Genomic DNA, 22,171 nt, shown 5'->3' with positions numbered 1-22,171 from the left:
TCATGAGGTCTATTTTTTTTATTTCAACAATTTTTTTTCCAAATGGTTCTAAGGAGTAGCATCTTGCATGGGATTTTTTAGCTGATCCAAAACCCTGGCTTAGAAAGGATTGTTATCCTTTAAACAGATAAGCCCTATGGAAAAATATGCCGTAATCATCAGTCCAGAAATTCAGTACCATTTTCAGGTTGGAGCCTATCCGCACCATTCAACAGGCGGCTGTAAGTACAAGATTTATTTGGAGGATAGTTTTGTTGCCAGTCTGGAGCCGGACGGACAGGATTTCCTGCATGTCTGCCAGAATCCCGGAAACATAGATCTGGAGGTATTGCACCTGTTGGCCGAGCATATCGAGCTGCGACACCCGCATGCTGTTCAACTGGATGAGCTGGAGCATATTGAACTCGATGAAGATGATGAGCTGGAAGCTCCGCCGCAAGTTAACTGAACTTTTTGGTGTTAAGTAATGTTACAGTATTAAACTAATTTTTGAGCTATGACTGATCCAAAAGAAAAACCTGCTGGTGAGCAGGAAGAAAACAATGAGGTAAAAGAGCCAACTCGTGAGGATGGAACCAACTGGGAGGAAAACCAGCGTATCGATGAAGAATGCAATGAGCTGGATCCTGAGGACATTAAATGATAGAAAATCGACCTATGAAAAGAATATTAATGATCCTGACCTCGCACGGTGCGATGGAGGATACCGATAGTAAAACCGGGGTTTGGCTGGGTGAATTTACTGATCCTTATTACGAATTTATTGATCAGGATTACCAGGTCACTTTGGCAAGTCCCATAGGCGGAAAACCACCGGTAGATCCATTGAGTGAGCTGACTGAAAACATCACGGCTTCCAACCGGAGGTTTAAAGATGATGCTTTGGCGCAGGGTGCTTTTAACAATACCCAAAGGCTAGTTGGGTTAAAGGCTGAAGATTTTGATGCTTTGTTTTATCCGGGTGGTCATGGTCCAATCTGGGATTTGGCTGATAGTGAATTAAGCGGGCAGCTGATACTGGATTTTCTGGATAAGGGCAAACCGGTTAGCGCGGTATGTCATGGGCCGGCGGCGCTGATAGCAGCAGCTGAACTGCGTCCGGGATTTTTGCAGGGTAAGGTGATTTCTGCCTTTAGCAATGCTGAGGAATTATTGACTGGACGAAGTGGCAATGTTCCTTATCAGTTGCAGAGCAGGCTTGAAGAGCTGGGTGCTGAGGTAAAAACGGCTTTGATTCCATTTACTTCGCATGTAGAGCGTGATGGAATACTCATTACCGGTCAGAATCCATTGTCGGCCGGCCCTACTGCCAAGGCATTGATCGAAGTCTTGGAGTCGCTCCGTGAGCCGCAATTGTAAAGCAATAGAATTTTATACAGTTATCATTATACATTCACCAAAAATTAAATGTTATGCCTAGAGGAACAAAAGTGGAAAGGAATTCGGTATCGAATCAATCACATGAGCTTAAATACGAAGCAGATAAATTGAATGTCAAATCAGCTGAGGTCAAGGATGCGAAAAAAGGTGGATCCAATCAGCGTAAAGACATTGAGAAAAAACTTAAAAATTAAAGGGAAATACAATATTCTCTAAAACTCATCGTATATATTACTGAGAGCGTTAATTTAGATGAACGGGAAAAGGTCGTTATGATCCTTTCCCGTTTTTTTGTTTAGGTGAACTGATGACTAAGCGATCGGTCGAACAATATCTAAACCTGCGAAGACTTTCTGCCAATAAATCCACCCAAAATCGATTATTTCTGTATATACAAGTAGGCAAAAAAACGATTCTTGTCAAAGTTATCAACACTTATACTCCTGAATTTCAGTCGCATAATGCTGTTCAAAAGGTCAGAACCTAATCATTTCAAGTAAATGTCATCCGTATGCGCCTCCGTCGTACCAATAATGTGGACAAAGTGAAATGCTAAATATTTTAGGATTCAGTATTTTTACAGTTAAGTAGCTGACTAATTGATGTTTGTCGAAAAATAAGATTATAGAAAATGATAGGGACTACTGAGGTTATAGTAAAAAAGAAAAAAGTTGTAGAAGATCCAAAATTATCTTTGAAGCAATTTGCAAGGTATCCAGACTCAACGGAAAAAGGGAAAGAGAATATCCTAATTGGCGCCAAATATCCAGGTTCCTATATACCGCGATATTATGAGATAGCCAGACAAATTATGGTAGAGACATTTTCATCAAATTTTGGAGATTATGACCTGTATTTTGATGAATTCAAAAGACATGCAGCAAGGTTACTTAAAGAATCATTGCCTTTTGACACAAAAACTGATGACTACAAAAATCGATTTTTTTCGGCAAAAGCATTAGAGAAATTTGCCTCTCTGAAGGAGGCTATGATTCCAATTCTCGATTGGTATGTGCTCAACATGTGTATTTCAATGAAACTGGCCACCTCGTTTCGGGCCAAACTGGCCGCCAATTTGATTGCCGGGCTATAGCGTAAATAGTTCCTTTCCCTTTGAACAAAACACTAAGAACGATTTCAAATTCTTTAAAGGCTAAAGCCTTCCTTTTTACTTATTGTCAGTGATAGTTACGCTATTCAGTCTGCCCACAGATTGAGGTCTGACAAATTGCATATCCAAAATCCGCTTTAAAAGCCATCAGAACGCTTTTACAATGAAAATTAAAGCCAAGACCTGCCTTCAGCTCCAAACTAGGTCCTGAGGCTTTCATTTTACTTTAATTTAAAATTGATCAGGAAAAGCTATACTTGAAAAGTCTAATCGAAAGATAAGTGCGGCCAGTTTGCTCCGAAATAAGGGGGTCAGTTTGCAGCGAAACAGGGTGACAGCTTAAACGCGAAACGCTCGGCCACTTTTGCCGAAATACCCACTTAAAGTCTCAGGCAAAAGCTACGCTGGGGAATCTGATTATTATTAAAGTCGGTGTGGCCGGTTTGGTGTGAAATAAGCCGGACCGTTCTAAGATTAACCCAGAATAGCTTTTGTTGAAGATATTTCTTTAAAAACTGGTTTTATTTCAGTGCATATCCGATATACCCGCCATCGGCCAATAGCTCAGCGCCTGTAATAAAACTTGCGTCCTGTGATGCTAGAAATAAAACGGCTTTGGCAATTTCTGATGGTTTACCCATTCTTTGCAGGGCTGTGGTTGTTGCAAACTGTTTTTTTACGGTCTCGTCTGGCACAGCCTTGTCGAAACCTTCTGTCTGTGTGGGGCCAGGACTGATCATGTTTACCCTTATGTTTCTTCCGGCAAGTTCATTTGCTGCAATCTGGGCAATCTTGTTGAGGGCTCCTTTGGTTGCGGAATAGACACTACCGTACATTTGGGCGGCTGTTGCCACCGTAGATGAATTGAAGACTACTGAAGCGCCGTCATTGAGATATGGAAGCAGTTTCTGTAGGGTGAAATAAGGTCCTTTTACGTTTGTATTGAACTGTGCGTCGAAATCGGCTTCGGTAGCCTCGGCGATGGGTGCAAAAGTGGCTATTCCTGCATTTAAGAATATTACGTCTAATTTTTGACCGCTTTCTGCTATAGCTGTGGCCAAGGTTTCAATACCAGCGAGGTTTGAGGTATCTGATTTAACGGTCTTAAGGTGATCGCTTTTGAGTATAGCGGCGGCTTTGTCGAGGTTTTCGATGTTTCTTCCTGTAATCCATACATTTGCGCCAGCTTCGATGAAGGCGGTCGCGGTTGCAAATCCTATTCCTGTTGTTCCTCCGGTAATTACTATGTTTTTTCCTGTAAAATTCATTTTTAATAGATTTAATTATGATGCAAATTTAGAATAGCTTTATTTATTATTGTAACTTTGTAACTAAAAGTAACAGTAACATTTGGGTAACTAGGTAACTAATTATGGAAAATATTTGTTGTCCGGCGAATAATGAACGCAATAAAAAACAGATCTTGGCTGTCCACGATGCCATGGATGTATTAAGCGGAAAATGGAAAATATCTATAATATCCTCTGTCTGTTATTTCAACCAGCGTAGATTCTCGGACATTTTAAATGACGTGAGTGGCATCTCAAACAAGATGCTAAGTAAGGAACTTAAGGATCTTGAAATAAATAAATTGATTAAAAGAACTGTTTTGAGTACTCAACCGGTAACCGTTTTGTATCAACTCACTGAATATGGACTTACTTTAAAAACTATCATAGATAATCTTGCAGACTGGGGCAGGCAGCACCGGAAAGAAATCACGGGCAAATAAAGTCTTCTCATGTTGCTTTTCTTTAAGCTGGTTGTAGGCTTTTGGGCGAGAATGTCCGGTTTGGCGCGGGATATGTGGCCTCTTTTGGGAGCATCTCATCTCTGTTTGGCTACCTGGCGTGAAATTAAATGTTTATTTTCTTTAAAGATTTAGACCCTTTCAGCCTCCCTAGGGCACTTTATTATTTTATTCTTTAATAATCTGATTATTTGGCAGTTAATACTATAACGTGGCACTATTCGTGGGGCTTTCTTGGCGGCGGTAATCTTTGCCGCCGATAATCGTTAAATGATAAACGAAATGGAAAAATTAGCATTACTGGCCCGCCTGGAGGCCAAAGCTGGTAAAGAGCAACAAGTTGCAGATTTTATCAAAAGTGCCCTGCCTCTGGCCGAAGCCGAACCTGGAACTATCCGTTGGTATGCACTGCAGATCTCGCCGTCTACCTTCGGTATATTCGATACCTTCGGGGATGAAGCTGGGCGGGATGCGCATCTGGGTGGAGAAATTGCGAAGGCTTTGATGGCCCATGCGGATGAACTGCTGGCTGCGCCTCCGGTAATCGAAAAGGTTGCCTTGCTGGCAGTTAAATAAGTGCAAAATAAAAAGTCTAGATCCCCTATGGATAACATCAGGGGATCTAATCTGGATTGAATTTTCGTTTATATTTCTGCCCCTTAAATAAAATCAAAAAAAACTAGCATCCCCTTTGGTTTGTTTGACAAGATATGCCTTCACAAAAAAATTTACCCAGCATCGTTATCAGGGGTGCCAGGGAACATAACCTAAAGAATATCGATTTGGAAATACCAAGGGATGAGCTGGTGGTTTTCACCGGGGTCTCTGGATCCGGAAAATCTTCGCTAGCCTTTGGTACCCTTTACGCCGAGGCACAGCGCAGGTACCTAGAATCGGTATCTCCTTATGCCAGGCGGCTTTTTAACCAGATGTCGATCCCTGAGGTGGATAGCATTACCGGACTTCCACCGGCGGTTGCGCTGCAGCAGCAGCGCGGAGGAGCCTCGACGCGCTCTACAGTGGGGAGCGTGACGACCCTTTCCAACTTGCTGCGAATGCTCTATTCCAGGGCTGGGGATTATCCAGACGGACAGGGTATCATCTATGCAGAAGGCTTTTCGCCCAATACACCCCAAGGTGCCTGTGGGCACTGCCATGGCCTGGGTAAAGTATTTGAGGTACCCGAGAAGCGCATGGTTCCCGACGAAACAAAAACTATCCGTGAGCGCGCGGTTGCCAGTTGGCCTACTGCGTGGCAGGGCCAGAACCTGCGGGATATCTTAACCTCTATGGGTATTGATGTTGACATTCCCTGGAAAGAGCTTTCTAAAAAGGACCGTGACTTTATCTTGTATACTGAAGAATCGCCCTCGGTGCCTGTCTACCCGGGTTATACGCTGCAAGAGGTGCAAAGGGCAATCAGGGCAAAAAAACAGTTTGATTACATGGGTACCTTTATTGGCGCAAGGCGGTATGTACTGCAGACTTTTGCGACCAGTCAGAGCCAGTTGATGAAAAAACGTGCGCTTTCGTTTATGACTGGAAGGGAATGCCCGGTCTGCGGGGGAAAGCGGCTGAAAAAACAGGCGCTGTCGGTAAAATTCGAGGGATTGGATATTGCCCAGATGAGCCGGCAACCGCTCCAGGTGCTGCAAGATCTTTTCGGTCCTTATGCAGGGCAAACGGCTAAGGGGGGTAATTCAAATAGGCATCATCTGGAGAAACAGCTGGTTACCCAGCGTATCGCAGCTGACCTGTATTCAAGGCTAGCGGTGATGCTGGAACTGGGGCTGGGTTATCTCAGCCTGGAACGGAGTACGCCGACACTGTCTCCGGGAGAGCTGCAGCGGCTTAGGCTTGCTACCCAGGTACACTCTAATCTTTTCGGGGTTGTGTATGTATTGGACGAACCATCGGCAGGACTGCATCCTGCGGATACGCGGGCGCTGCTGGGCATCCTGGACCGGTTAAAACAGGATGGCAACTCGATCTTTGTTGTTGAGCATGAGATTGAGGTCATCCGCCATGCCGACTGGATCGTGGACATCGGTCCCGGTGCGGGCGAAAATGGTGGCAGGGTGATCTATAACGGTCCGGCGGCAAAAATAAGGGATTGCAAGGCGTCCATCACGGCGGGTTATCTCTATCCTAAAATACGATCTGCCAAGGCCAATGCCCTGCCGAAAAGGAAACCGGAACAGTGGCTGGAACTAAAAGGGGTATACAAGAACAACCTAAAGGATTTAGATGTTGCCATCCCGATTGGGATAATGACCAGCGTAACGGGCATTTCGGGATCGGGTAAGAGCAGCCTGATCTCCCAGGTTTTGGTGGACCTAGTGGGGGCAGCGCTTGGACAAAAGCCAGAAGCTGCTGAAGCGGAAAGCGGAACGGACCTTTTGGAGCAGCAGCCTGAGGACGCGGTAAAGGGCGCGATTGCCGGAGGGCTCAAGGGGATCCGCCGTCTGGTGGTGGTAGACCAGAAACCCATCGGCCGAACGCCTAGGAGTAATCTGGCCACTTATACAGGTCTTTTCGATCCGGTCAGGAGGCTATTTGCCAGCACGCCTGGGGCCAGGAAAAAGCGCTATGATGCAGGGCGGTTCTCTTTTAACGTGGCCAAGGGAAGGTGCGCCAACTGCCAGGGCGAAGGACAGGTAATGGTAGAGCTCCTGTTCCTGCCCAGCGTATACACCCCCTGCCCTGTCTGCTCGGGAACACGCTACAACGCGGATACCCTTAAGATCTTTTATAAGGATAAAAATATTGCCGATGTGCTGCAGCTCACCGTGGATGAGGCCGCTGATTTCTTTGATGAAGAACCTGGCATTTCAAGGGCCCTTGAAACGGTAAGGGAGGTCGGCCTTGGCTACCTTAGGCTTGGACAATCTGCCACGGAACTCTCTGGAGGCGAGGCGCAGCGGATTAAACTGGCCACTGAACTCCAGCGCGCGCAGAACGGAAGCACGCTGTATATCCTCGATGAGCCAACGACCGACCTTCACCCGAGCGACGTGGAGCGGCTGATGGCCCAACTTAACCGCCTGGTTGATGCTGGCAATACGGTAGTGCTGGTCGAGCACGATATGCACGTGGTGGCAGGGAGCGATCATATCATCGATATCGGCCCGGGCGCGGGATCCCAGGGAGGAAAAATTGTGGCTACGGGTAGCCCTGCTGAGGTAAGCAGGCATGCTACAAGCCGAACTGCCCCCTATCTAAAAACCTATCTTTCGGGGAAAATTAGCCCATAGCAACCTAGGCATGCAGTTTGATTGCGTTTTTTAATTTGGAGCCTAGCCTTGCTTCTGTGGAAATAGTAAACAAGCTTATCTCTGCTGGCTGGGGATGGATTTAGACTATAGACCGCTATTGCGGGGAAAGGTAAATTTTGGCAGCGGGTTGGGCAGTACATTCTTTTTAGTCAACACTGAGCTAGGACAAAGTTGGATGCGTTTAATAAAGCGAGGCAATTTAGCCCTGGTTACTATTGATTGGCTCGATGATATGCACTCAGAGGGAACTCCGACCCCTTATTGTCAAATGCTTGTTGGATATCATGATAATTCACCAAGGCTTCTTATCTTGACTATACCTAAAATCATCCTTTCCAATGAAAAACGTTACCAAAGAGATTCAAGACCTGATCCAGGTTAATGAAGACCTGGAAAATTATTTTGCCAATACGATTATCCCGCAGTTGTTTGTGGATGAGGAGTTAATATTACGCAAGTACACTCCCCCTGCTATGAAACAATTTAACCTTAATGAAGATTTAATCGGGAAACCGCTTGAAAACATCAAGGAGAATTTTCGTTTCCCGACCATAATAGACAACATTCGCACCGTGATGGGTACAGGAAAGCTGCTGGAAAAAGAAATCCAGACTACCGATCGGCGGTGGTACAAGATGAACATTATCCCATACCTGCTGCGTAAGGAAAATAAAGTAAATGGGGTAATTATTACCTTTATTGATATTACAAGCCGTATCCTGGATCTCAAAGAACAGGAGAAAATGATGGCTGAGTATGAGCTATTGCTAGATTCGCTGGCGCATGACATTAAAAACCCTATTCTTGTGATGAAATTATCTCTGGAATATATCCAGAAAATTCAGCGGGATGATTTTCGTAAACTAGCAAAACTGGCGTTGAACTTGCAAAAGGGTTTGTTGAATATCGAAAATGTGGTCAATAGCATGCTTGATTCAAGATGGCAGCAGCAGCGTTACCAGGCATCAGCGGAATTACTTGATCTGGGAAATATTCTAGAGGACGTGCGCCTCAGCGTTGCCCCTTTAGTTCAGGAATCTGGTGCGGTGATCTCCACAGATTTAAAAGTGCGTGAAATTACCTTCGTTCGCAGAAAGCTCCGGAGTATCTTATATAATCTTTTGAGCAATGCAATCAAATATACGCCTAAGGACAGGCGGCCTGAGATTAAAATTTCCATTGAGCCTAGCGGCGATTATATCCTCATCAAGGTGGAAGATAATGGCGCGGGGATGGATAGTCAGGCGATAGCGCATATTTTTGAGAAATTCAAGCGGTTCAAAACTGATGTGGAAGGTGCTGGCGTAGGGCTTTATCTGGTAAATACTATTGTCAGCTCCGCCCAAGGAAAAATAGAAATCGATAGCAAGGTCAGTGGAGGATCGGTATTTAGTGTGTTCATCAAGAATGTTAACTAGGTGCGATGAGTGGGGTAAGGCTCCTGGAAAAAGGTATTCGAAGTTCTAGGATCTGAAAATGAGCTTTAAAAGGCTCCGCAGTTATATTACTGACTTGCCTTTCCAAATATTATTCTTCTCAAGCGACTGATTTCAGTTTATTAGCCTGAAGTTGGCACGTTGTTTCTTTAGCGAGTTTAAAGTTTTGATTTTTGGGCTGGTACTCTTGATTATACAAGACAGCCCTTTCTAAGTCTGGGCTGATTTCTTCATCACTAGGAATCGGTGGATGCCGTTCCTACTTAGTTTTGAAAGCGGGCCTGGCTTTGTGGTTTTCTCTCTGCATCTGACGGTCAGGCCTTGCTTTTTTTCGATAATTTGATCTTTCAGCTTATTCTGCTTTAGTTGTGTTTCCTATTACCGATGAGCTCATTTTTTTATTTTAGCGCCAGCACTTGTGGTGCATTTATACCGGATAGAGTTTTTCTTTTTTTTAAGTCTGATTCCGCGTACCTCAATGAAACTGGTTCTCCCCTATTTTTGGTAGCCAATTAATCCTTTGGTAGGGATTGCTGGTTTAATGTGCTGTGTTTGCTTCCCTGTGGCTGTTTCTAGATGGCGGGTAAATGAAAACGGATGCAGGAAGGATCCATGCACCCGTTTATCTAAATTAACGCTCTCGAAGGCAAATATAGCTATTTTATTATCCTGACCAAGGCCTTTTTGCCTTTTGAGTATATGTACGGGGATAAGCGCGTAAATGTACGCTATGGGAGTTCCGGTCAGCGAGTATTGCGCTTGATTTGGCCAGGGCTATGCCTTTATGGACGGCAAAGTCTGTAAGCTGCAAAGAGGCTAGTTTCCGAAGGGGAAGATTTTGATATTTAAGCTTCTCTGGATCATAAATGAGGGCTGGTATGGGGATTTAAGTAAGGGTTCTGTTTTTAACTTTTCTTTGCTATAAAAAAGTCCTGCCTTTTGGGGCAGGACTTCCTAACAAACAAATGAGTTAATGTGTATAATGAGTGGCAGAATGGAAACCACACGTATGTAAACCGTTTTGGTTTGATTTTGTTTTGGGGTAGATTGTTTTTTTGATTTTGTTTGTATTTAAGTACTTCGGGCTTGATTTATTTCTCTTTTGCTGTGGTGTTGTCGTGTTTGATTTCTCCAATTTCCAGAATTTAATTCGGTTATTTACAGGTCTTTCAGCTTAATTCCCTAAAATCTTTCGGGTACTCGTCTTATCTCTTTGGGAAACTGAGCTTCGTAGCATGAAAATTTCAATTCGTTTGCTCTCGCTATCTATTATGCTGGTGGCGATGCTTTTTATGGGTGGCTCTGTATCTGCGTATTCTTTTCCTGATAGGTTTCTGGAAACAACTGAGGTAGATTTTAACCGGATTAAGGTATCAGGAAATGTTGAGCTGATTATTATACCTTCTTTCCGCAGCGGTATAGCTTACCAGGAATGTAGCTTTGGAACGGCTAAGGTAATGCAGGATGGTATGAATCTCTCTATTAAATCTATTAGCAGGGAAACGGCCAAGATGGTGGTCTTTGTTAAGGATATTTTCCGTGTGATCGCCTCTGGAAATGCTCTGGTGGAAACCGAAGGGAAGCTTCGCACGCAGTATCTTCAGCTCATCTTAAAAGATAGGGCCTGGGCTAAAGTGAATTCGTTTACTGAGGGGCTTTATACGCTTATTGAGGGGGGTGCCAAGCTGAGGATGTCTGGGACTACCATTGATCACACGCAGGTTATTACCGGGAATGAGCATGTTGTAAAAGATGAGTTTGTGGCAGTAAATACGTATAATATAACTAAAGAAGGTGCTGAGGAACGCACTGGAAAATAAATCGAATCTATCCTTAATATCTATATTTAAAGACGGTGGCCGGTGTGCTGCCGTTTTTTTTATTGTAACCCTTGTCGGATTAAAGTAAGGCTTCTGGTTGAAGAAAGGCTTTATGGCGTATTGGATGCTATTGCAGGTTTTTTTGAAATTAGTTTTTTCATTAATCTGTTTTTCCGCCCACCTTAGATGGTCGAAATCGATTCTTGGTGGAGGAAACACAGCTTTAAAAGAAAATCAAACTAGGATCAATCAGGGCAAATCAAAGGAAGATCATAATCAACTTGTCCTATCTTACCTGACTTTAAGAAAGTTGATCGGTATAGCGGGAATGGCGCTGCCGTTTCTTTTGGCTGTAGCTCCCTCCAGGGCATCTGAATATCTTTTTGACCTTGAACCCTCTATCAGTGATTATTTTTTCACCTCCAGGGGCGATGTACTTGTGGTGGTTTTATGCCTTATCGGTTTCTTTCTGCTGGTTTACAATCGTTATAACCTCGTGGAGCGGTATTATTTTGACCCTTTTGGCCGGTGTCTGTGCAATGGGTGTAACCTTTGCCCCTACTGGTATGGGGGGATTTTTGCCTATGCTAGCGGGAAGCTGGCGGCATCTAGCTTTTGCTTTGGCGTTTTCTTTCTCTGGGTATTATCTCTACGTTTATTTTACCAAAGGTGGGCAAGGGACGACAGCTTGGCGGAAGTTGGGTAGGTTTACCCAGAAGAACAGGGGTAATCTAGCTTATGTGATATCAGGATGCCTGATTTTTGTGTGCCTTATTGTTTTGGCTATTTATTTCATTTATAGGGCTGAAACCAGGAATGACATAAAGCCCTATCCTATTGTTTATATTTTTGAGACTATTGCTGTTGAGGGTTTCGGTTTTTCATGGCTGGTAAAGGGGCAAACGTTATGGCCGGATCCGGAGCATGATTTACCCGGGGGTTCAGAGGAGGGCTTGATATTTATTTGTTTTATAATAAAACTTGTTCTATGACTAAACATGATCTCATTAGCAAAGTATCTGCTAAGACAGGACTGGAATACCAGCAGGTAAGCGTAATTGTGGAGGCTCTTTTCTCTTCGGTGAGGGATGCTGTGATTTTAGGGCATTCGGCTGCCTTTCGGGAGTTTGGGACTTTCTCTTCGAAGATCCGGCCTGCGAAGTATGGCCGAAATCCGTGAGCATATTTAATAGCGGTGGCTGAGCAGCGGGTTGTGGTATTATGCCGGCGGGTGTTTTTAAGGATGAACTGAGGATATCTTTTCGGGTTGAGACTGCGGTGGAATCTTAAACTTTGTTTTTTTTGTGGTACTTTAATTTTCTTCCTTCCTTTAAAGGCATGAAGGCTGCAACGATCCCATTGCAGCCTTACACTAACTTATTACTTTTACTAAACCTAATCATGAAAGCGGCAAGCTCTCTTATCTGCTAATATTGGCATGGATTAAAAAAAACGAAACGTTTTTTTTAAGTTTTTTTTTTAAAAAAAATGCCTGGGAAAAACATTAATTGTATCTCGTTTATTGCGGTGGTATGTGATCTGTTTTTTTTACCAGTAATAGGTGCCTTGGACTGTTGTTGATTTCATGGGAAGAAGGTTCCCGCTTTATCTTTGATTATGGAGTTTCTAAAAAAAACTTAAACTGATGGGGATGGATGGTACAGATTGATATTGATGTCCTGTGCTGATGATCGCAATTTGTTAAAACATTTTTTATCATCTCTGGTTATTGTCTTGATTTCTGCTGGGGCATTCAAGGCCTGTGATTTTCATTTGAATAAATCATTTATTTGTATATTTTTGGAGCTATCTCATTATGATTAGTATATTATCTTGTTATCAAAGCGATCAGGTGACCATAGTAGAACTCGCTCGCGGGGAAAATGGATCTACAGACTATGACTGTAACTGGCTTTACTATGACCATGTTGGCCAACAGCTTGTTAACCTTTGGCTAAGAAACAGAGACTATGCTGGTGAGGTGGCTGAATACTACTTTGAGCAGGGGTACCTGAAGGTAAAGGGATCATCGGCCGTTTTTATAGAGAAATTCAATTTCCAGCAGCATACTTTATCATGGACTGCCGTCAATGGGCAAATTCTTAATCTGTTAAATCCCTACGTTGCTACACCCAGTTTGCAAATCTCGCAACATGGACAGGGCTAAGATATCTATTTTGCTATTTTAAGCCAATATAAAAACCCTAATGATGTCAGAAGAAACAGGTAATCCTTCATCTATCATAAAGTTTATATCAGCTACAGCGGTAATAACGGTTGCGTCTCCAATATCAGCTTTATTGTATTCTGATGCCTTTTGTGTATTTCAACGAAACTGGCTACCTCGCTTCGGGCCAGACTGGACGCCTATTTGATTGCCGGGTTATACCGCAAATAGTTCCTTTCCCTTTGAATAAAACACAAAGAACGATTTCAAATTTCTTTCCAGGCTAAAACCCTTCTTTCTACTTATCCTCAGTGATAGTTAGGCTATTCAGTCTGCCCAAAGATTGAGATCTGACAAATCGCATATCAAAAACCACCTAGAAAAGCCATCAGGGCGCTTTTAAAGTGAGATTTAAAGCCAAGACCTATCTTCAGTTAGAGCCTAGCTCCTAAGGCTTTCATTTTACTGTAAGTTAAAAAGTGATCAGGAAAAGCTATAACATAGCTTTTGGAGCCCCACTGGAAGTTCTACCGCAGGATCCAGTTGCCGGATTCTTAGGTGCTGGGTATCGATATGTACCATCTTATCTGCAAAGTTGGGCAGGACATATCTTTTTTAAAATCCTGTTGGCTTTTTTCTCATGGATTTTCGTATTAAATACATTACCTAGTGCTTTATAATGATGAGCCGCAGTATGTTTAGGCAAGACAATCTACTAAAAAAATTGCATTACAATCTTAATTGCGTTATATTGTCACTATAATCTTTAGCAGTTACTTTTCGTTATGAGAACTTTTCTTATTATTTGCTTAGGCTGTTTTATCAGCTCAGGTGCTTTGCTCGCCTCCACTTCCATGAAAAATCCCTATATTGGCTTTATTGTCGCAGGACTGATCTGGTTTCTTATTTTCCGTTTATTGGCTGCACGTTCCAGACAGTTCAGGAAATATTGATTTAGCTGTCTTTTGCTTCTGGTTCTGCCCCACTTTGTGCTTCGCTCGAGATCTTCTATGCTGTGTAGGACTCCCTCGATACTTTATTCTGTTTGGATGACTAAATTCAACTTATTTCACTTAAATATTTGGCATTTAAAACATTAGACTTATTTTGTTTGGATATTTATGTTAAATTTAAAACCGTGTTTAGCATGTCTTTGATGATGTGTGTAAATAATATTTTGAATTTTTGCTGGGGTTATCTAGTAATTCCCTAACGAAGGTTAATAGTTAATGATTAGATAAGGGCAGTATGGATGTACTACCCTTATTTTTTTTGCGCAGTAGCGATAACGCTGACTTTTTTTTAAAATGTTTTTGTTTAGGGTAAGTTTTGATTGTATATTGCCTCGAATAAATGTGCGATTTCTAAAACAACCTCTAAGTAGATTGGTTAGTAATGCAGCTTTATTTAGATATATTTGGTTACTTTAAAAGAAGCTGTCCTCAATTGGGCAGCTTCTTTTTTCTTTTTGTTATCCGCTGATAAAAACTTTCCAAAGCGTCTTTAGGTCTTCCGGCGACAGGGTTACCATAACAATTTACTGTATTAAACTGTGCAGTCTGAAACGATCAAAGGTGTCGCTGTGGCGCTTTTTCTCCGCAGCCTTCAAGTGCCGGTAGCATAGCGCCGAGGTTTTCCAATGTTTTTAGTGGCTAGGGGAATATTGGCCTTCTAATGGATCTTTTCAACAGGGTATATTTCTTAAAGGTCGATCCTGCCCTGCAGAGATTAAGGTTCCTCGATTCCAAATGCAGACTGCCGATCGGCCTTAGCCTTTTCTCCTGATTTGGAGATATGGATTTATCACAGGAGCAAATCAGATGTTGTCTGCAAAAGGATGTTATGGTTACATGGCTTTCCTATGATCGCATCAGCCTGGCAATCAAACTCACTGATTTTTTGATGTGAAAGGGCGGTCAATAGTATTATTGGGATTTGGCTGGTAAGGGGTGATTTTTTAATCTCATCGCAGATTTCCCTTCCGTCAGCCTCGTCCAACCAAATGTCCATGATGATTAGATCTGGGCTAAAGGTAATGATGGACTCTTTGATGAGCGAGGATTTATTGACCAGCTTCACGGAATATCCTTCATCGGAAAGCAGTAATTCCAAGGAAATGAGCAAAAGCAGATCATCGTCAACTACCAGGATTTTCTTTTTCATAGTCTATATAAACAAGGATGATTGAGGGGTGATTAGGGCAAGATATTTAAAAATCCCGAAATATCAGTTATTTTGCTGGCGCTACAGGACGTTTGTTCTCCTTTTGGGAATTTGTCTTTACATATTCTTAGCAAAACCGTTCAAGCTGTCCACCTTACCGGTTTACCCCCCTGGGATGGGTATTTTTAACTAAGAGGACGGTTTACCATGGAAGCTGAGCGGCCGGGAATGCTCTGGACTGCCTATCGTTTTTTTTTGTTGGGACTGGAAAAGCTTTAATTATCAAAGGAAGGTTTCTAAATTATAGCCTAAGGCAGCTATGCTATAATGTACCCGCATAATCGAGGATGTCTTGGTTACAATTGCCGAGTTGCAGTCTGTGCAATATTCCGTATGAATTACAGTATTTCTACTTTGTAAAAATTGATCATATTTTATAACTTGAGGTTGTAACACATTTAGATGTGTAAAGATGTTTCTTTAAAAACCGGGGGTAAAGACAGCTATTGAACTCGTTAAACTTTAATGATGAAAATGGACAATAATAAAGCAATTATGTGGTTGCGGCAGGCGCTGCTCAAAAAAATAAATGTTTCTGAATTGCAGGCGGACAGTTGCAAGTTGATCTCAATTAACCTTTTTACCGAAAGTGGTGCATATGTAAGTATTTCCACGCTCAGGCGGGTATTTGGGGCTGGGGCGGGACAGCCTGTCCTGAGCGTCCCTCCTGCCATCTTTGATATACTGAGCCGCTATGCGGGTTTTGAAAGCTGGGCGGCCTTACGGGCTTTGGCAGCTGAGGATAGTGGTACTGCCCTCAGTGCACAGGATTTAGCATACCCGCTCTGAGGTTATATTTTTTTCGGTTTCGTGTACTTCTATAATGCTAATGAGCTCGGTGAGTGCCTTTTCGCGCTGGGTAAAGTCCAGGAAGGGAAAAATCAGGGTGGTCTTTGCGGTTTCGATGTGTCTTTCCGGGAACTTCTGGCTGAGGATTTCATCCTGTTCGCCGTATTCGATAAGCTCTTTGGGACGGATAAGCTCTATGGTGCTGATCCTAATATAGGTAGAAAATACCCGTATGAACTGGCCGTGATGTGATAGTATCGCAGCAAATGGTTGATGTTTTTAAGGTTAGGGCGGCAAATATACAAAGGGTTTAGCTGATCGAATTATTTAAACCATTTAGGAGTTTCACTTGTTATGACATAAATCAAGAGTGCAGTGCAAGGGGCTGATCCTCTGAGAGATGATATCCGGTCTGGTTATCCATTGAAAACGCCGAGTTTCCATATGGGTTTTGTATCCATTGGTGGCTCACTGTCCACCTATGCTTCTACGGGTGAATGTTTATCCCATGACGGTTTTTCTATTTACTGCGCCTGGACTGCCGAAAGATAAAACCAGACTATCTGAAAGCGATGGGAATGTGGCTCTTCGCCTTCAGTGGAAGGGGTTTCCTTTTGGCGTGTAGCCTTTTTTAAGCTTGTGCATTTGAGATGGCAGCTCCAATTGGGACTGAAGGGCGGATAAAATGAATGTAGTAAAAAAGGGGTAGTCTACCCCTTTCTTTCCCAAAACAGTGATTTGTTATTTATTATCGCTGTTCTTTTTTTCCGTTACCTCGGCACGAATTTCCTGTGCGAGGTTTTTAAGGTCCTGCATGGCTTTACGAACTCTTGTTCCTGCTGCGCCGTTTCCTGCGGTGTAAAATTTCTCTACATCTTTTTCGATGGAAGCGATAGCTTCTTTGATTTTTGCGAATTTTTCCATTTCTATTTTTTTGGATAGCTAAAATTTGAAGTTCCGAATTTATTATTTTTTTTAAGGTTTCACCTTAGCTGGTTCCGTTTTTTCACTGATTTACAGCAATTGATTACCTTAATGGCCGGGTTTACGTGATATCCTTATGTAGGATACTCTATTTTTCGCCTGAGTTGGGTTTATTCCTGCGAATCCAAAATTACCTAAATTCAAAACAATGGATGCCAATCAGTTTAAACCGGAGATCAATAACGATTCGGCTGCTTTGAAAAGCCATCCGATTGACTATATCAGGGATCATAAAGATGTAGTGAAAGCGTTAGGGCATTTTGACAAGTTTCAAAATGGTCAAATATGAAAGCCCGATTATTCGTGATTTTGAAAAATAAGAGTCTATTTTGCTGCAACATGACCAATAGGCATATCTTAGGCGGTTTTACGCTTCCAAGAAGCATGACCGGACTCATTGACTGTTTTGCATAGAGAACCTAACTTGTCCATGTACTAAAGGCCTTAAGATAGAAAGGTATAAATCTTTTGTTGGACTATTTTCTATCGAAGACGATTTTCTTCAGTCCAAGTCTAAAATGCTCTTTTTAGCTCCCGATGTTGCCTTCTGAGAACCAAGCGGGGATCCGTGGAACAAAAATTACGATACTGTCTGGAAAATGACCAGATCGGGCCGGAGATGTCTGGGTCAGTCTTTAATGTACCATCAAGACCAGAGAAAAACGGGATGTAAAGTCAACCAATGCACACCTTTAGCAGAAGCCCCACCCTCGCCAAACACTATCAGCCAACACCTTATTGGTACACAGCTATTTTTATGCAGGTACGAAAATCGGGCAAGCGGGATCAATCAAATTGGCCGATGCCGATAGGGTCCTATACCCAGTTTTTTACTTGATACCAACTAGGGACTAAACCAAAAATCGGGGGCATAAAAAAACTCGCCAGTTAAATATAACTGACGAGTTTTTTAACAGTACTCGAGGCGGGAATCGAACCCGCACGCCTTTGAAAGCACAGGATTTTAAGTCCTGCGTGTCTACCAGTTCCACCACTCGAGCAATATCCATTACCGGAATCCTCCGGCAGGTTGATTTTAAATATAAATGCCCTCTGTTAGGAAGGCATTTATCAGAGCGAAAGACGAGATTCGAACTCGCGACCCCGACCTTGGCAAGGTCGTGCTCTACCAACTGAGCTACTTTCGCAAACAACACACTAGATGTGTTCCTTTTGGGTCTGCAAATATAGGAATTAAACTTTCCAATGCAAAAGAAATATCATAAAAATCAAAAACAGATCCATTAGTAATTAAGGATCAGTAAATTAAAATCATTTATCAGCTTCCCAAGCATTCTCAAATCAATCAAAAAGGGATATCCAGCGCGCAGGGCCCTATTGGCATGCATATCATCCGGCGAGAGTGTGCAAGTAAACAGACCGGTAAAAACCTATTTGTTTACCGGGGATTTTGATACACAAGAAGGCTTCAGGCATACCAGAGGCGCTCAGTTCATTACCTTTGCGGTCAGATTGCGCCCAGTCTGGATCTCAGATCCCTCATATCGGAGCTGATCTTAAAGTCAATAACTTTAGCATAGTGCTGTGTATGCCTGATGGATGTGTGCCCCAGCATCTTCGAGACTGTTTCCAATGGGACACCATTGGTCAAAGTTACCGTAGTCGCAAAAGTGTGGCGGGCAGTATGAAAAGTAAGTTGTTTGTTTATCCCGCAATCCGCAGCAATCTCCTTAAGATAAGCATTCATTTTCTGATTGGAAAAGACCGGAAGGACAGCGTTATCGGCCCTGCAACGCTCATGACCGGTGTATCTTTGGATAATTTCCATGGCCTGGGGCAAAACCGGTAGCCGTGTGGGCGTTCCTGTTTTTTGCCGGCTGATCGAAATCCACTGCTCACCATCAATTCCCTCAGCAATATGCCCCCTTTTCAATAGTTTCACATCAGCATAGGCCAGACCGGTGTAACAGCTGAACAGAAAGATATCCCTGACCAGAAAAAGCTTTCCCTTTGAAAAACTTTTGCGTGTAAGCCTGTTGATATCCTCCCTATCCAAAAACACACGTTCTGTTTCCCTTTTTGAAAACCTGAAGCCATAAAACGGATCTTTGCCGATCCATCCCCGTTTGACGCACTGGATTATAACTTTTTTAAAATTTGTTAAATACTTCATCGTAGTGTTATGTCCACACCTCTGAACGGATTTCAGCCAGAATTCATAATCACAGATAAAATCGTAATCCAGCATTCGAAGCGCTACATCCTCAGCACCAAATTTCCATCTTATAAAAGCCCTGGTATGGTTTAAGGTAGTGACGTACCGCTGTATGGTCCTACCGGCATAATCTATATCCCTTAGCTCCTCCATCCTTTTATTGTGCGCGGTAAAGACCTCCAGTACCATCCGGCCATCTTCACCCTTCCCGAACAACATATCTTTTATTGCCAGGGCGGTAACCTCGCCGCCCCTTTCCATAACTTCCCGCCTGGCATCAATAACGGATGAGGTGACCCGATCCAGATAGGCATTCAGTTTCTTGGCATCTTTACTACCAGAACTGGCGCGGCAGGCCGGTTGATCCCACATCTCCGGCGGCCATTCCTGTTTAACAGAAAATTCTCTTGCAATACCATCTATGGTAATCCTTGCATACACAGGGCACATCATTTTATGCATTTCCACCGGCTTTTTCAAAAAGAAGCGGAGCTCGAAGCTTTTTTCCAACATAGTTGATCGATTTTAAGTCATCACCTACAAGATAAAGTTTTCAGAGAGAACTTCCGGAAGGAATAGACATCCAGGTCGATAAAGTGTCTACTGAGATGCTTTATAAACTGGATGATCCGAATGGCCGTTTTGCGACCTATACCACCAATAGAAATGCTTTGATATGTTGTTCAGCTCCGCACGCGCAAAGCCGAGTGAAGGTGAAGTCAACCTGAGAAGAATAGACAGATCAAACCGGATTATTTCCCGTACTTTCTGGTATGATATCCCTACCGAAAATGTGGGCCACCAAGATCACCGAAGATCACTTCGGCATCAGGTTTTAATATTTACTAAATCTATATATTTATCTCTATCTGTTTAATCCGGCAAAAATGTTTCCTCAATGATTTTGGTGGCCGACCACCTTATAAAATTATAAATAGTATCTTTGGCGAGAAATAATGAAGATTTGTAAATGAAAAAAGCTGCAAAGAAAATTGAGGTACTTGAACTAAAGTTAGGCATAAAGATCAAGGTAGATCCCGCTCTAGATAATATCGCGAAACTGGTCCCTGAAAAGATGGATGACAGTGCCGCAATTCTAGCCAACTTTAAATTAGGGTTGTAATAGTTATTTTAATCTATCCCAAGGTCATGGCAGCAAACGTGTTCAGGCCAATTAATTATTACCCGTAGCAGGTAGTGAAGCCTAATACTGCTTGCCGGCAGTTTCAGTGGCAGAATGTTCTTGCAGATACAAACTACGGGTCGGGCCTGTACAGATGGGCTCAGTTTACCTTGAATTTATTAATAATCCTGTAAGTCACGTTCTGCCGTCCGTAGACAATCCGTTCCACGATGCCTCTTTTTTCGTAAGCGGTTATATTCGAATTCACTTTGTTTAAAATATCAATTTGACTTGAACCATCCATCCTGGCGATCAATTCTGTCAGATCTTTAACGCTCATTTCATCTCCGAGGGTTTTTAGGATGTATTTGATTTTCGCGGATGATGTCTTTAGGGTACTCCAGAAATTGTTGTCGAGGCAATCCAGCCTGGCCTCCGAAATAAAATTTTCCAGTTCATATAACCATTTTGGCAGATAAGATCTAGCAGAAAAGCCACCTGTCTTTCTAAAGTGCCGTGAGCAGGCCGATAAAAACATAACTCTAATCTTATGTTCTTTCTGAAGTTCTGCTACTGTTGAACTAATCTCCAAAATCCTCGTTACGATCTTTTGTCTGTCTATTTTAGCTTCCATTTTCGCAAATATATGCATAATGGGCCACTTCTAAATATTTTAAAAGGAGTGATTAATTATAACCTGAGAGATAAACTTTGACCTGATTATATATCCATCCTGGATTTGAATTTTGAGTAAGCGCAGACGCCGCCATCAACCAGCGCATTGTGGCAAAATTGAGTATTTCTGCGGACTTTTGCTGGAATTGCATATTTCGGCGAAGTTGTCCGTCTGTTAGGTATTTATGCTGTTTGAAAAGTTAATTCAGGACGGGTTCAATGAACAGCCAAGGGATATCGACCTAAATGCCATAACCAATTGGAACTTGAAACAGATCCAAAAACCACAATCACAGATATGATCAGTATTCCCATCCGTCACGGGAGCACAAAATTTTGGATCAGTAATAAAGCCTTTTATAAAGAGCCGTCCGGTTGCTGCACCGATAGCGGTGGTTTTGGCTGGTATTCGCTTTCATAAGGCCTGTTGTCCCTCACGCAGGCAAATATCCTGCATATCATCTTGAAGCGGACGGCATTCAGTACCGACATTTTGTTCTTGCCTTCAACAGTGGTTTTCCTTTTCCAGTATTCCCGGATATCAGGGATATGACGGACCGCTGACATCGCGGAAAGATGGAGAAGGGACTTTATCTTTTTATTGGCAATGCCGGATATCCTGGCCCTCTTTTTGACCGATGTCCCGGACTGGTAGTTAAAGGGGGCAACTCCGGAATAGGAGGCAAAGGCCCTGGGATTGTTGATGTTGATGAACTCATTGGTGGCAATGATTATTTCCAGCGCGGTAACCGGGCCGATCCCCACCACCGACTGGATAAGGGTCATCAGTCCGGCCAGTCTTTCATCCGTGGACCAGCATGCTTCGATGCGTTTTTCCACCTCGATGATATCTGCCTTAAGTGCATCTGAACTTGCCTGGGACAGTTTGATATTGAGCTGTGATATGCTGCTGTTCTTTCAGTGGCTGGCCCATGGCAGTTTTGATGGAGCTGAACCTATTCCGCAGGGAGGCCAGGCTGGCAGGCTGCTGGATGACCGGCCGTCGCTGCTGATAAAAGGTAACATCCTCTATGTTTTTGATCAGGTACCCCATGATCCGCTTCGCATCCATCTTATCGGTCTTTCACCTGATCAGCCCGAGCGGGTTTCTAATCCTTAGCGGATTCTCCATGGACAAGGTCCAGGGTGTTTTTGGAAATATCGATCCCGATGAAATTGCTGTACTTTTTTGATTTTCCCTTTATCGTGCGACCAGTCTGTTTTTACACCGCTATCGACGGTCAGCCCCCCAAACAGCCAAT

At 43.0% G+C, this 22,171-nt stretch carries 21 protein-coding genes and 2 tRNA genes; 15 read left to right on the top strand and 8 right to left on the bottom strand.

Translation table 11 applies throughout. From position 1 onward, the window contains the following. Positions 1–136: 136 nt before the first annotated feature. The 5 genes from ACS5PU_RS16465 (at position 137) to ACS5PU_RS16445 (ending at position 2,473) form a co-directional block, all read left to right on the top strand. Positions 137–448: a hypothetical protein gene (locus ACS5PU_RS16465; RefSeq protein WP_439460248.1), complete on the top strand. Its 312-nt coding sequence runs from the start codon at positions 137–139 to the stop codon at positions 446–448. A 48-nt stretch (positions 449–496) separates the two neighbouring features. Beyond that, positions 497–643: a hypothetical protein gene (locus ACS5PU_RS16460; RefSeq protein ID WP_439460247.1), complete on the top strand. Its 147-nt coding sequence runs from the start codon at positions 497–499 to the stop codon at positions 641–643. Between the two features lie 14 nt (positions 644–657). Beyond that, positions 658–1,359 carry a type 1 glutamine amidotransferase domain-containing protein gene (locus ACS5PU_RS16455; RefSeq protein WP_439460246.1) on the top strand — a complete coding sequence of 234 codons (702 nt, stop codon included), beginning with the start codon at positions 658–660 and terminating at the stop codon, positions 1,357–1,359. A 53-nt stretch (positions 1,360–1,412) separates the two neighbouring features. Next, entirely contained in the window at positions 1,413–1,574 is a 162-nt protein-coding gene (locus ACS5PU_RS16450) for a hypothetical protein (RefSeq protein WP_439460245.1), read from the top strand. 437 nt (positions 1,575–2,011) lie between these two features. After that, positions 2,012–2,473: a hypothetical protein gene (locus ACS5PU_RS16445; protein WP_439460244.1), complete on the top strand. Its 462-nt coding sequence runs from the start codon at positions 2,012–2,014 to the stop codon at positions 2,471–2,473. A gap of 539 nt (positions 2,474–3,012) precedes the next feature. Here ACS5PU_RS16445 and ACS5PU_RS16440 read toward each other — a convergent pair. Continuing rightward, entirely contained in the window at positions 3,013–3,759 is a 747-nt protein-coding gene (locus ACS5PU_RS16440) for an SDR family oxidoreductase (protein WP_439460243.1), read from the bottom strand. Between the two features lie 104 nt (positions 3,760–3,863). On the opposite strand from ACS5PU_RS16440, the gene ACS5PU_RS16435 reads away from it, so the two are divergent. The 7 genes from ACS5PU_RS16435 (at position 3,864) to ACS5PU_RS16405 (ending at position 11,952) form a co-directional block, all read left to right on the top strand. Further along, entirely contained in the window at positions 3,864–4,223 is a 360-nt protein-coding gene (locus ACS5PU_RS16435) for a winged helix-turn-helix transcriptional regulator (protein ID WP_439460242.1), read from the top strand. Between the two features lie 288 nt (positions 4,224–4,511). Continuing rightward, positions 4,512–4,817: a putative quinol monooxygenase gene (locus ACS5PU_RS16430; RefSeq protein ID WP_439460241.1), complete on the top strand. Its 306-nt coding sequence runs from the start codon at positions 4,512–4,514 to the stop codon at positions 4,815–4,817. A 134-nt stretch (positions 4,818–4,951) separates the two neighbouring features. After that, entirely contained in the window at positions 4,952–7,495 is a 2,544-nt protein-coding gene (gene uvrA, locus ACS5PU_RS16425; protein WP_439460240.1) for an excinuclease ABC subunit UvrA, read from the top strand. Between the two features lie 359 nt (positions 7,496–7,854). Beyond that, a complete protein-coding gene (locus tag ACS5PU_RS16420) occupies positions 7,855–8,934 on the top strand; it encodes a sensor histidine kinase (RefSeq protein WP_439460239.1) in 1,080 nt (359 codons plus the stop codon). Between the two features lie 1,253 nt (positions 8,935–10,187). Continuing rightward, positions 10,188–10,772 carry a GIN domain-containing protein gene (locus ACS5PU_RS16415; protein ID WP_439460238.1) on the top strand — a complete coding sequence of 195 codons (585 nt, stop codon included), beginning with the start codon at positions 10,188–10,190 and terminating at the stop codon, positions 10,770–10,772. 97 nt (positions 10,773–10,869) lie between these two features. Beyond that, positions 10,870–11,478 carry a hypothetical protein gene (locus tag ACS5PU_RS16410; RefSeq protein WP_439460237.1) on the top strand — a complete coding sequence of 203 codons (609 nt, stop codon included), beginning with the start codon at positions 10,870–10,872 and terminating at the stop codon, positions 11,476–11,478. Positions 11,479–11,760: 282 nt separating this feature from the next. Continuing rightward, entirely contained in the window at positions 11,761–11,952 is a 192-nt protein-coding gene (locus tag ACS5PU_RS16405) for an HU family DNA-binding protein (protein ID WP_439460236.1), read from the top strand. Positions 11,953–14,742: 2,790 nt separating this feature from the next. Here the strand turns inward: ACS5PU_RS16405 and ACS5PU_RS16400 are convergent. Next, complete coding sequence (locus tag ACS5PU_RS16400; protein ID WP_439460235.1) at positions 14,743–15,102, bottom strand: response regulator; 360 nt, start codon at positions 15,100–15,102, stop codon at positions 14,743–14,745. A 534-nt stretch (positions 15,103–15,636) separates the two neighbouring features. Here ACS5PU_RS16400 and ACS5PU_RS16395 point away from each other — a divergent pair. Next, a complete protein-coding gene (locus tag ACS5PU_RS16395; protein WP_439460234.1) occupies positions 15,637–15,951 on the top strand; it encodes a hypothetical protein in 315 nt (104 codons plus the stop codon). A gap of 741 nt (positions 15,952–16,692) precedes the next feature. Here ACS5PU_RS16395 and ACS5PU_RS16390 read toward each other — a convergent pair. The 4 genes from ACS5PU_RS16390 to ACS5PU_RS16375 form a co-directional block, all read right to left on the bottom strand. After that, complete coding sequence (locus ACS5PU_RS16390; protein ID WP_439460233.1) at positions 16,693–16,875, bottom strand: histone H1; 183 nt, start codon at positions 16,873–16,875, stop codon at positions 16,693–16,695. Positions 16,876–17,852: 977 nt separating this feature from the next. After that, positions 17,853–17,936: transfer RNA gene (locus ACS5PU_RS16385), tRNA-Leu, on the bottom strand. 74 nt (positions 17,937–18,010) lie between these two features. After that, positions 18,011–18,083, bottom strand: a tRNA-Gly gene (locus ACS5PU_RS16380). Positions 18,084–18,403: 320 nt separating this feature from the next. Then, positions 18,404–19,624, bottom strand: a complete 1,221-nt coding sequence (locus ACS5PU_RS16375) for a site-specific integrase (RefSeq protein ID WP_439460232.1) — start codon at positions 19,622–19,624, stop codon at positions 18,404–18,406. A gap of 457 nt (positions 19,625–20,081) precedes the next feature. Between ACS5PU_RS16375 and ACS5PU_RS16370 the strand changes: the two genes are divergently transcribed. Next, a complete protein-coding gene (locus ACS5PU_RS16370) occupies positions 20,082–20,234 on the top strand; it encodes a hypothetical protein (protein ID WP_439460231.1) in 153 nt (50 codons plus the stop codon). Positions 20,235–20,394: 160 nt separating this feature from the next. Here ACS5PU_RS16370 and ACS5PU_RS16365 read toward each other — a convergent pair whose 3' ends face one another. Next, positions 20,395–20,868: a hypothetical protein gene (locus ACS5PU_RS16365; RefSeq protein WP_439460230.1), complete on the bottom strand. Its 474-nt coding sequence runs from the start codon at positions 20,866–20,868 to the stop codon at positions 20,395–20,397. A gap of 398 nt (positions 20,869–21,266) precedes the next feature. Beyond that, positions 21,267–21,749 (bottom strand): transposase, encoded by a 483-nt coding sequence (locus tag ACS5PU_RS16360; protein ID WP_439460229.1) that lies wholly within the window; start codon positions 21,747–21,749, stop codon positions 21,267–21,269. Between the two features lie 4 nt (positions 21,750–21,753). Here ACS5PU_RS16360 and ACS5PU_RS16355 point away from each other — a divergent pair, with 4 nt between their 5' ends. Then, positions 21,754–22,029, top strand: coding sequence for a hypothetical protein (locus ACS5PU_RS16355; RefSeq protein WP_439460228.1), 276 nt, complete (start codon positions 21,754–21,756; stop codon positions 22,027–22,029). The last annotated feature ends 142 nt before the right edge of the window (positions 22,030–22,171 follow it).

The organism is Pedobacter sp. GSP4, from assembly GCF_051857575.1.
Lineage (GTDB): Bacteria > Bacteroidota > Bacteroidia > Sphingobacteriales > Sphingobacteriaceae > Pedobacter.
This window is presented reverse-complemented; position numbering and strand designations above follow the sequence as displayed.

Excerpts from the sequence above, each read along its gene's own strand:
- ACS5PU_RS16465 (WP_439460248.1), top strand. The coding sequence starts at position 137 with ATGGAAAAATATGCCGTAATCATCAGTCCAGAAATTCAGTACCATTTT.
- ACS5PU_RS16460 (WP_439460247.1), top strand. The coding sequence starts at position 497 with ATGACTGATCCAAAAGAAAAACCTGCTGGTGAGCAGGAAGAAAACAAT.
- ACS5PU_RS16455 (WP_439460246.1), top strand. The coding sequence starts at position 658 with ATGAAAAGAATATTAATGATCCTGACCTCGCACGGTGCGATGGAGGAT.
- ACS5PU_RS16450 (WP_439460245.1), top strand. The coding sequence starts at position 1,413 with ATGCCTAGAGGAACAAAAGTGGAAAGGAATTCGGTATCGAATCAATCA.
- ACS5PU_RS16445 (WP_439460244.1), top strand. The coding sequence starts at position 2,012 with ATGATAGGGACTACTGAGGTTATAGTAAAAAAGAAAAAAGTTGTAGAA.
- ACS5PU_RS16440 (WP_439460243.1), bottom strand. The coding sequence starts at position 3,759 with ATGAATTTTACAGGAAAAAACATAGTAATTACCGGAGGAACAACAGGA.
- ACS5PU_RS16435 (WP_439460242.1), top strand. The coding sequence starts at position 3,864 with ATGGAAAATATTTGTTGTCCGGCGAATAATGAACGCAATAAAAAACAG.
- ACS5PU_RS16430 (WP_439460241.1), top strand. The coding sequence starts at position 4,512 with ATGATAAACGAAATGGAAAAATTAGCATTACTGGCCCGCCTGGAGGCC.
- uvrA (WP_439460240.1), top strand. The coding sequence starts at position 4,952 with ATGCCTTCACAAAAAAATTTACCCAGCATCGTTATCAGGGGTGCCAGG.
- ACS5PU_RS16420 (WP_439460239.1), top strand. The coding sequence starts at position 7,855 with ATGAAAAACGTTACCAAAGAGATTCAAGACCTGATCCAGGTTAATGAA.
- ACS5PU_RS16415 (WP_439460238.1), top strand. The coding sequence starts at position 10,188 with ATGAAAATTTCAATTCGTTTGCTCTCGCTATCTATTATGCTGGTGGCG.
- ACS5PU_RS16405 (WP_439460236.1), top strand. The coding sequence starts at position 11,761 with ATGACTAAACATGATCTCATTAGCAAAGTATCTGCTAAGACAGGACTG.
- ACS5PU_RS16400 (WP_439460235.1), bottom strand. The coding sequence starts at position 15,102 with ATGAAAAAGAAAATCCTGGTAGTTGACGATGATCTGCTTTTGCTCATT.
- ACS5PU_RS16395 (WP_439460234.1), top strand. The coding sequence starts at position 15,637 with ATGGACAATAATAAAGCAATTATGTGGTTGCGGCAGGCGCTGCTCAAA.
- ACS5PU_RS16390 (WP_439460233.1), bottom strand. The coding sequence starts at position 16,875 with ATGGAAAAATTCGCAAAAATCAAAGAAGCTATCGCTTCCATCGAAAAA.
- ACS5PU_RS16375 (WP_439460232.1), bottom strand. The coding sequence starts at position 19,624 with ATGTTGGAAAAAAGCTTCGAGCTCCGCTTCTTTTTGAAAAAGCCGGTG.
- ACS5PU_RS16370 (WP_439460231.1), top strand. The coding sequence starts at position 20,082 with ATGAAAAAAGCTGCAAAGAAAATTGAGGTACTTGAACTAAAGTTAGGC.
- ACS5PU_RS16365 (WP_439460230.1), bottom strand. The coding sequence starts at position 20,868 with ATGGAAGCTAAAATAGACAGACAAAAGATCGTAACGAGGATTTTGGAG.
- ACS5PU_RS16355 (WP_439460228.1), top strand. The coding sequence starts at position 21,754 with ATGATATCTGCCTTAAGTGCATCTGAACTTGCCTGGGACAGTTTGATA.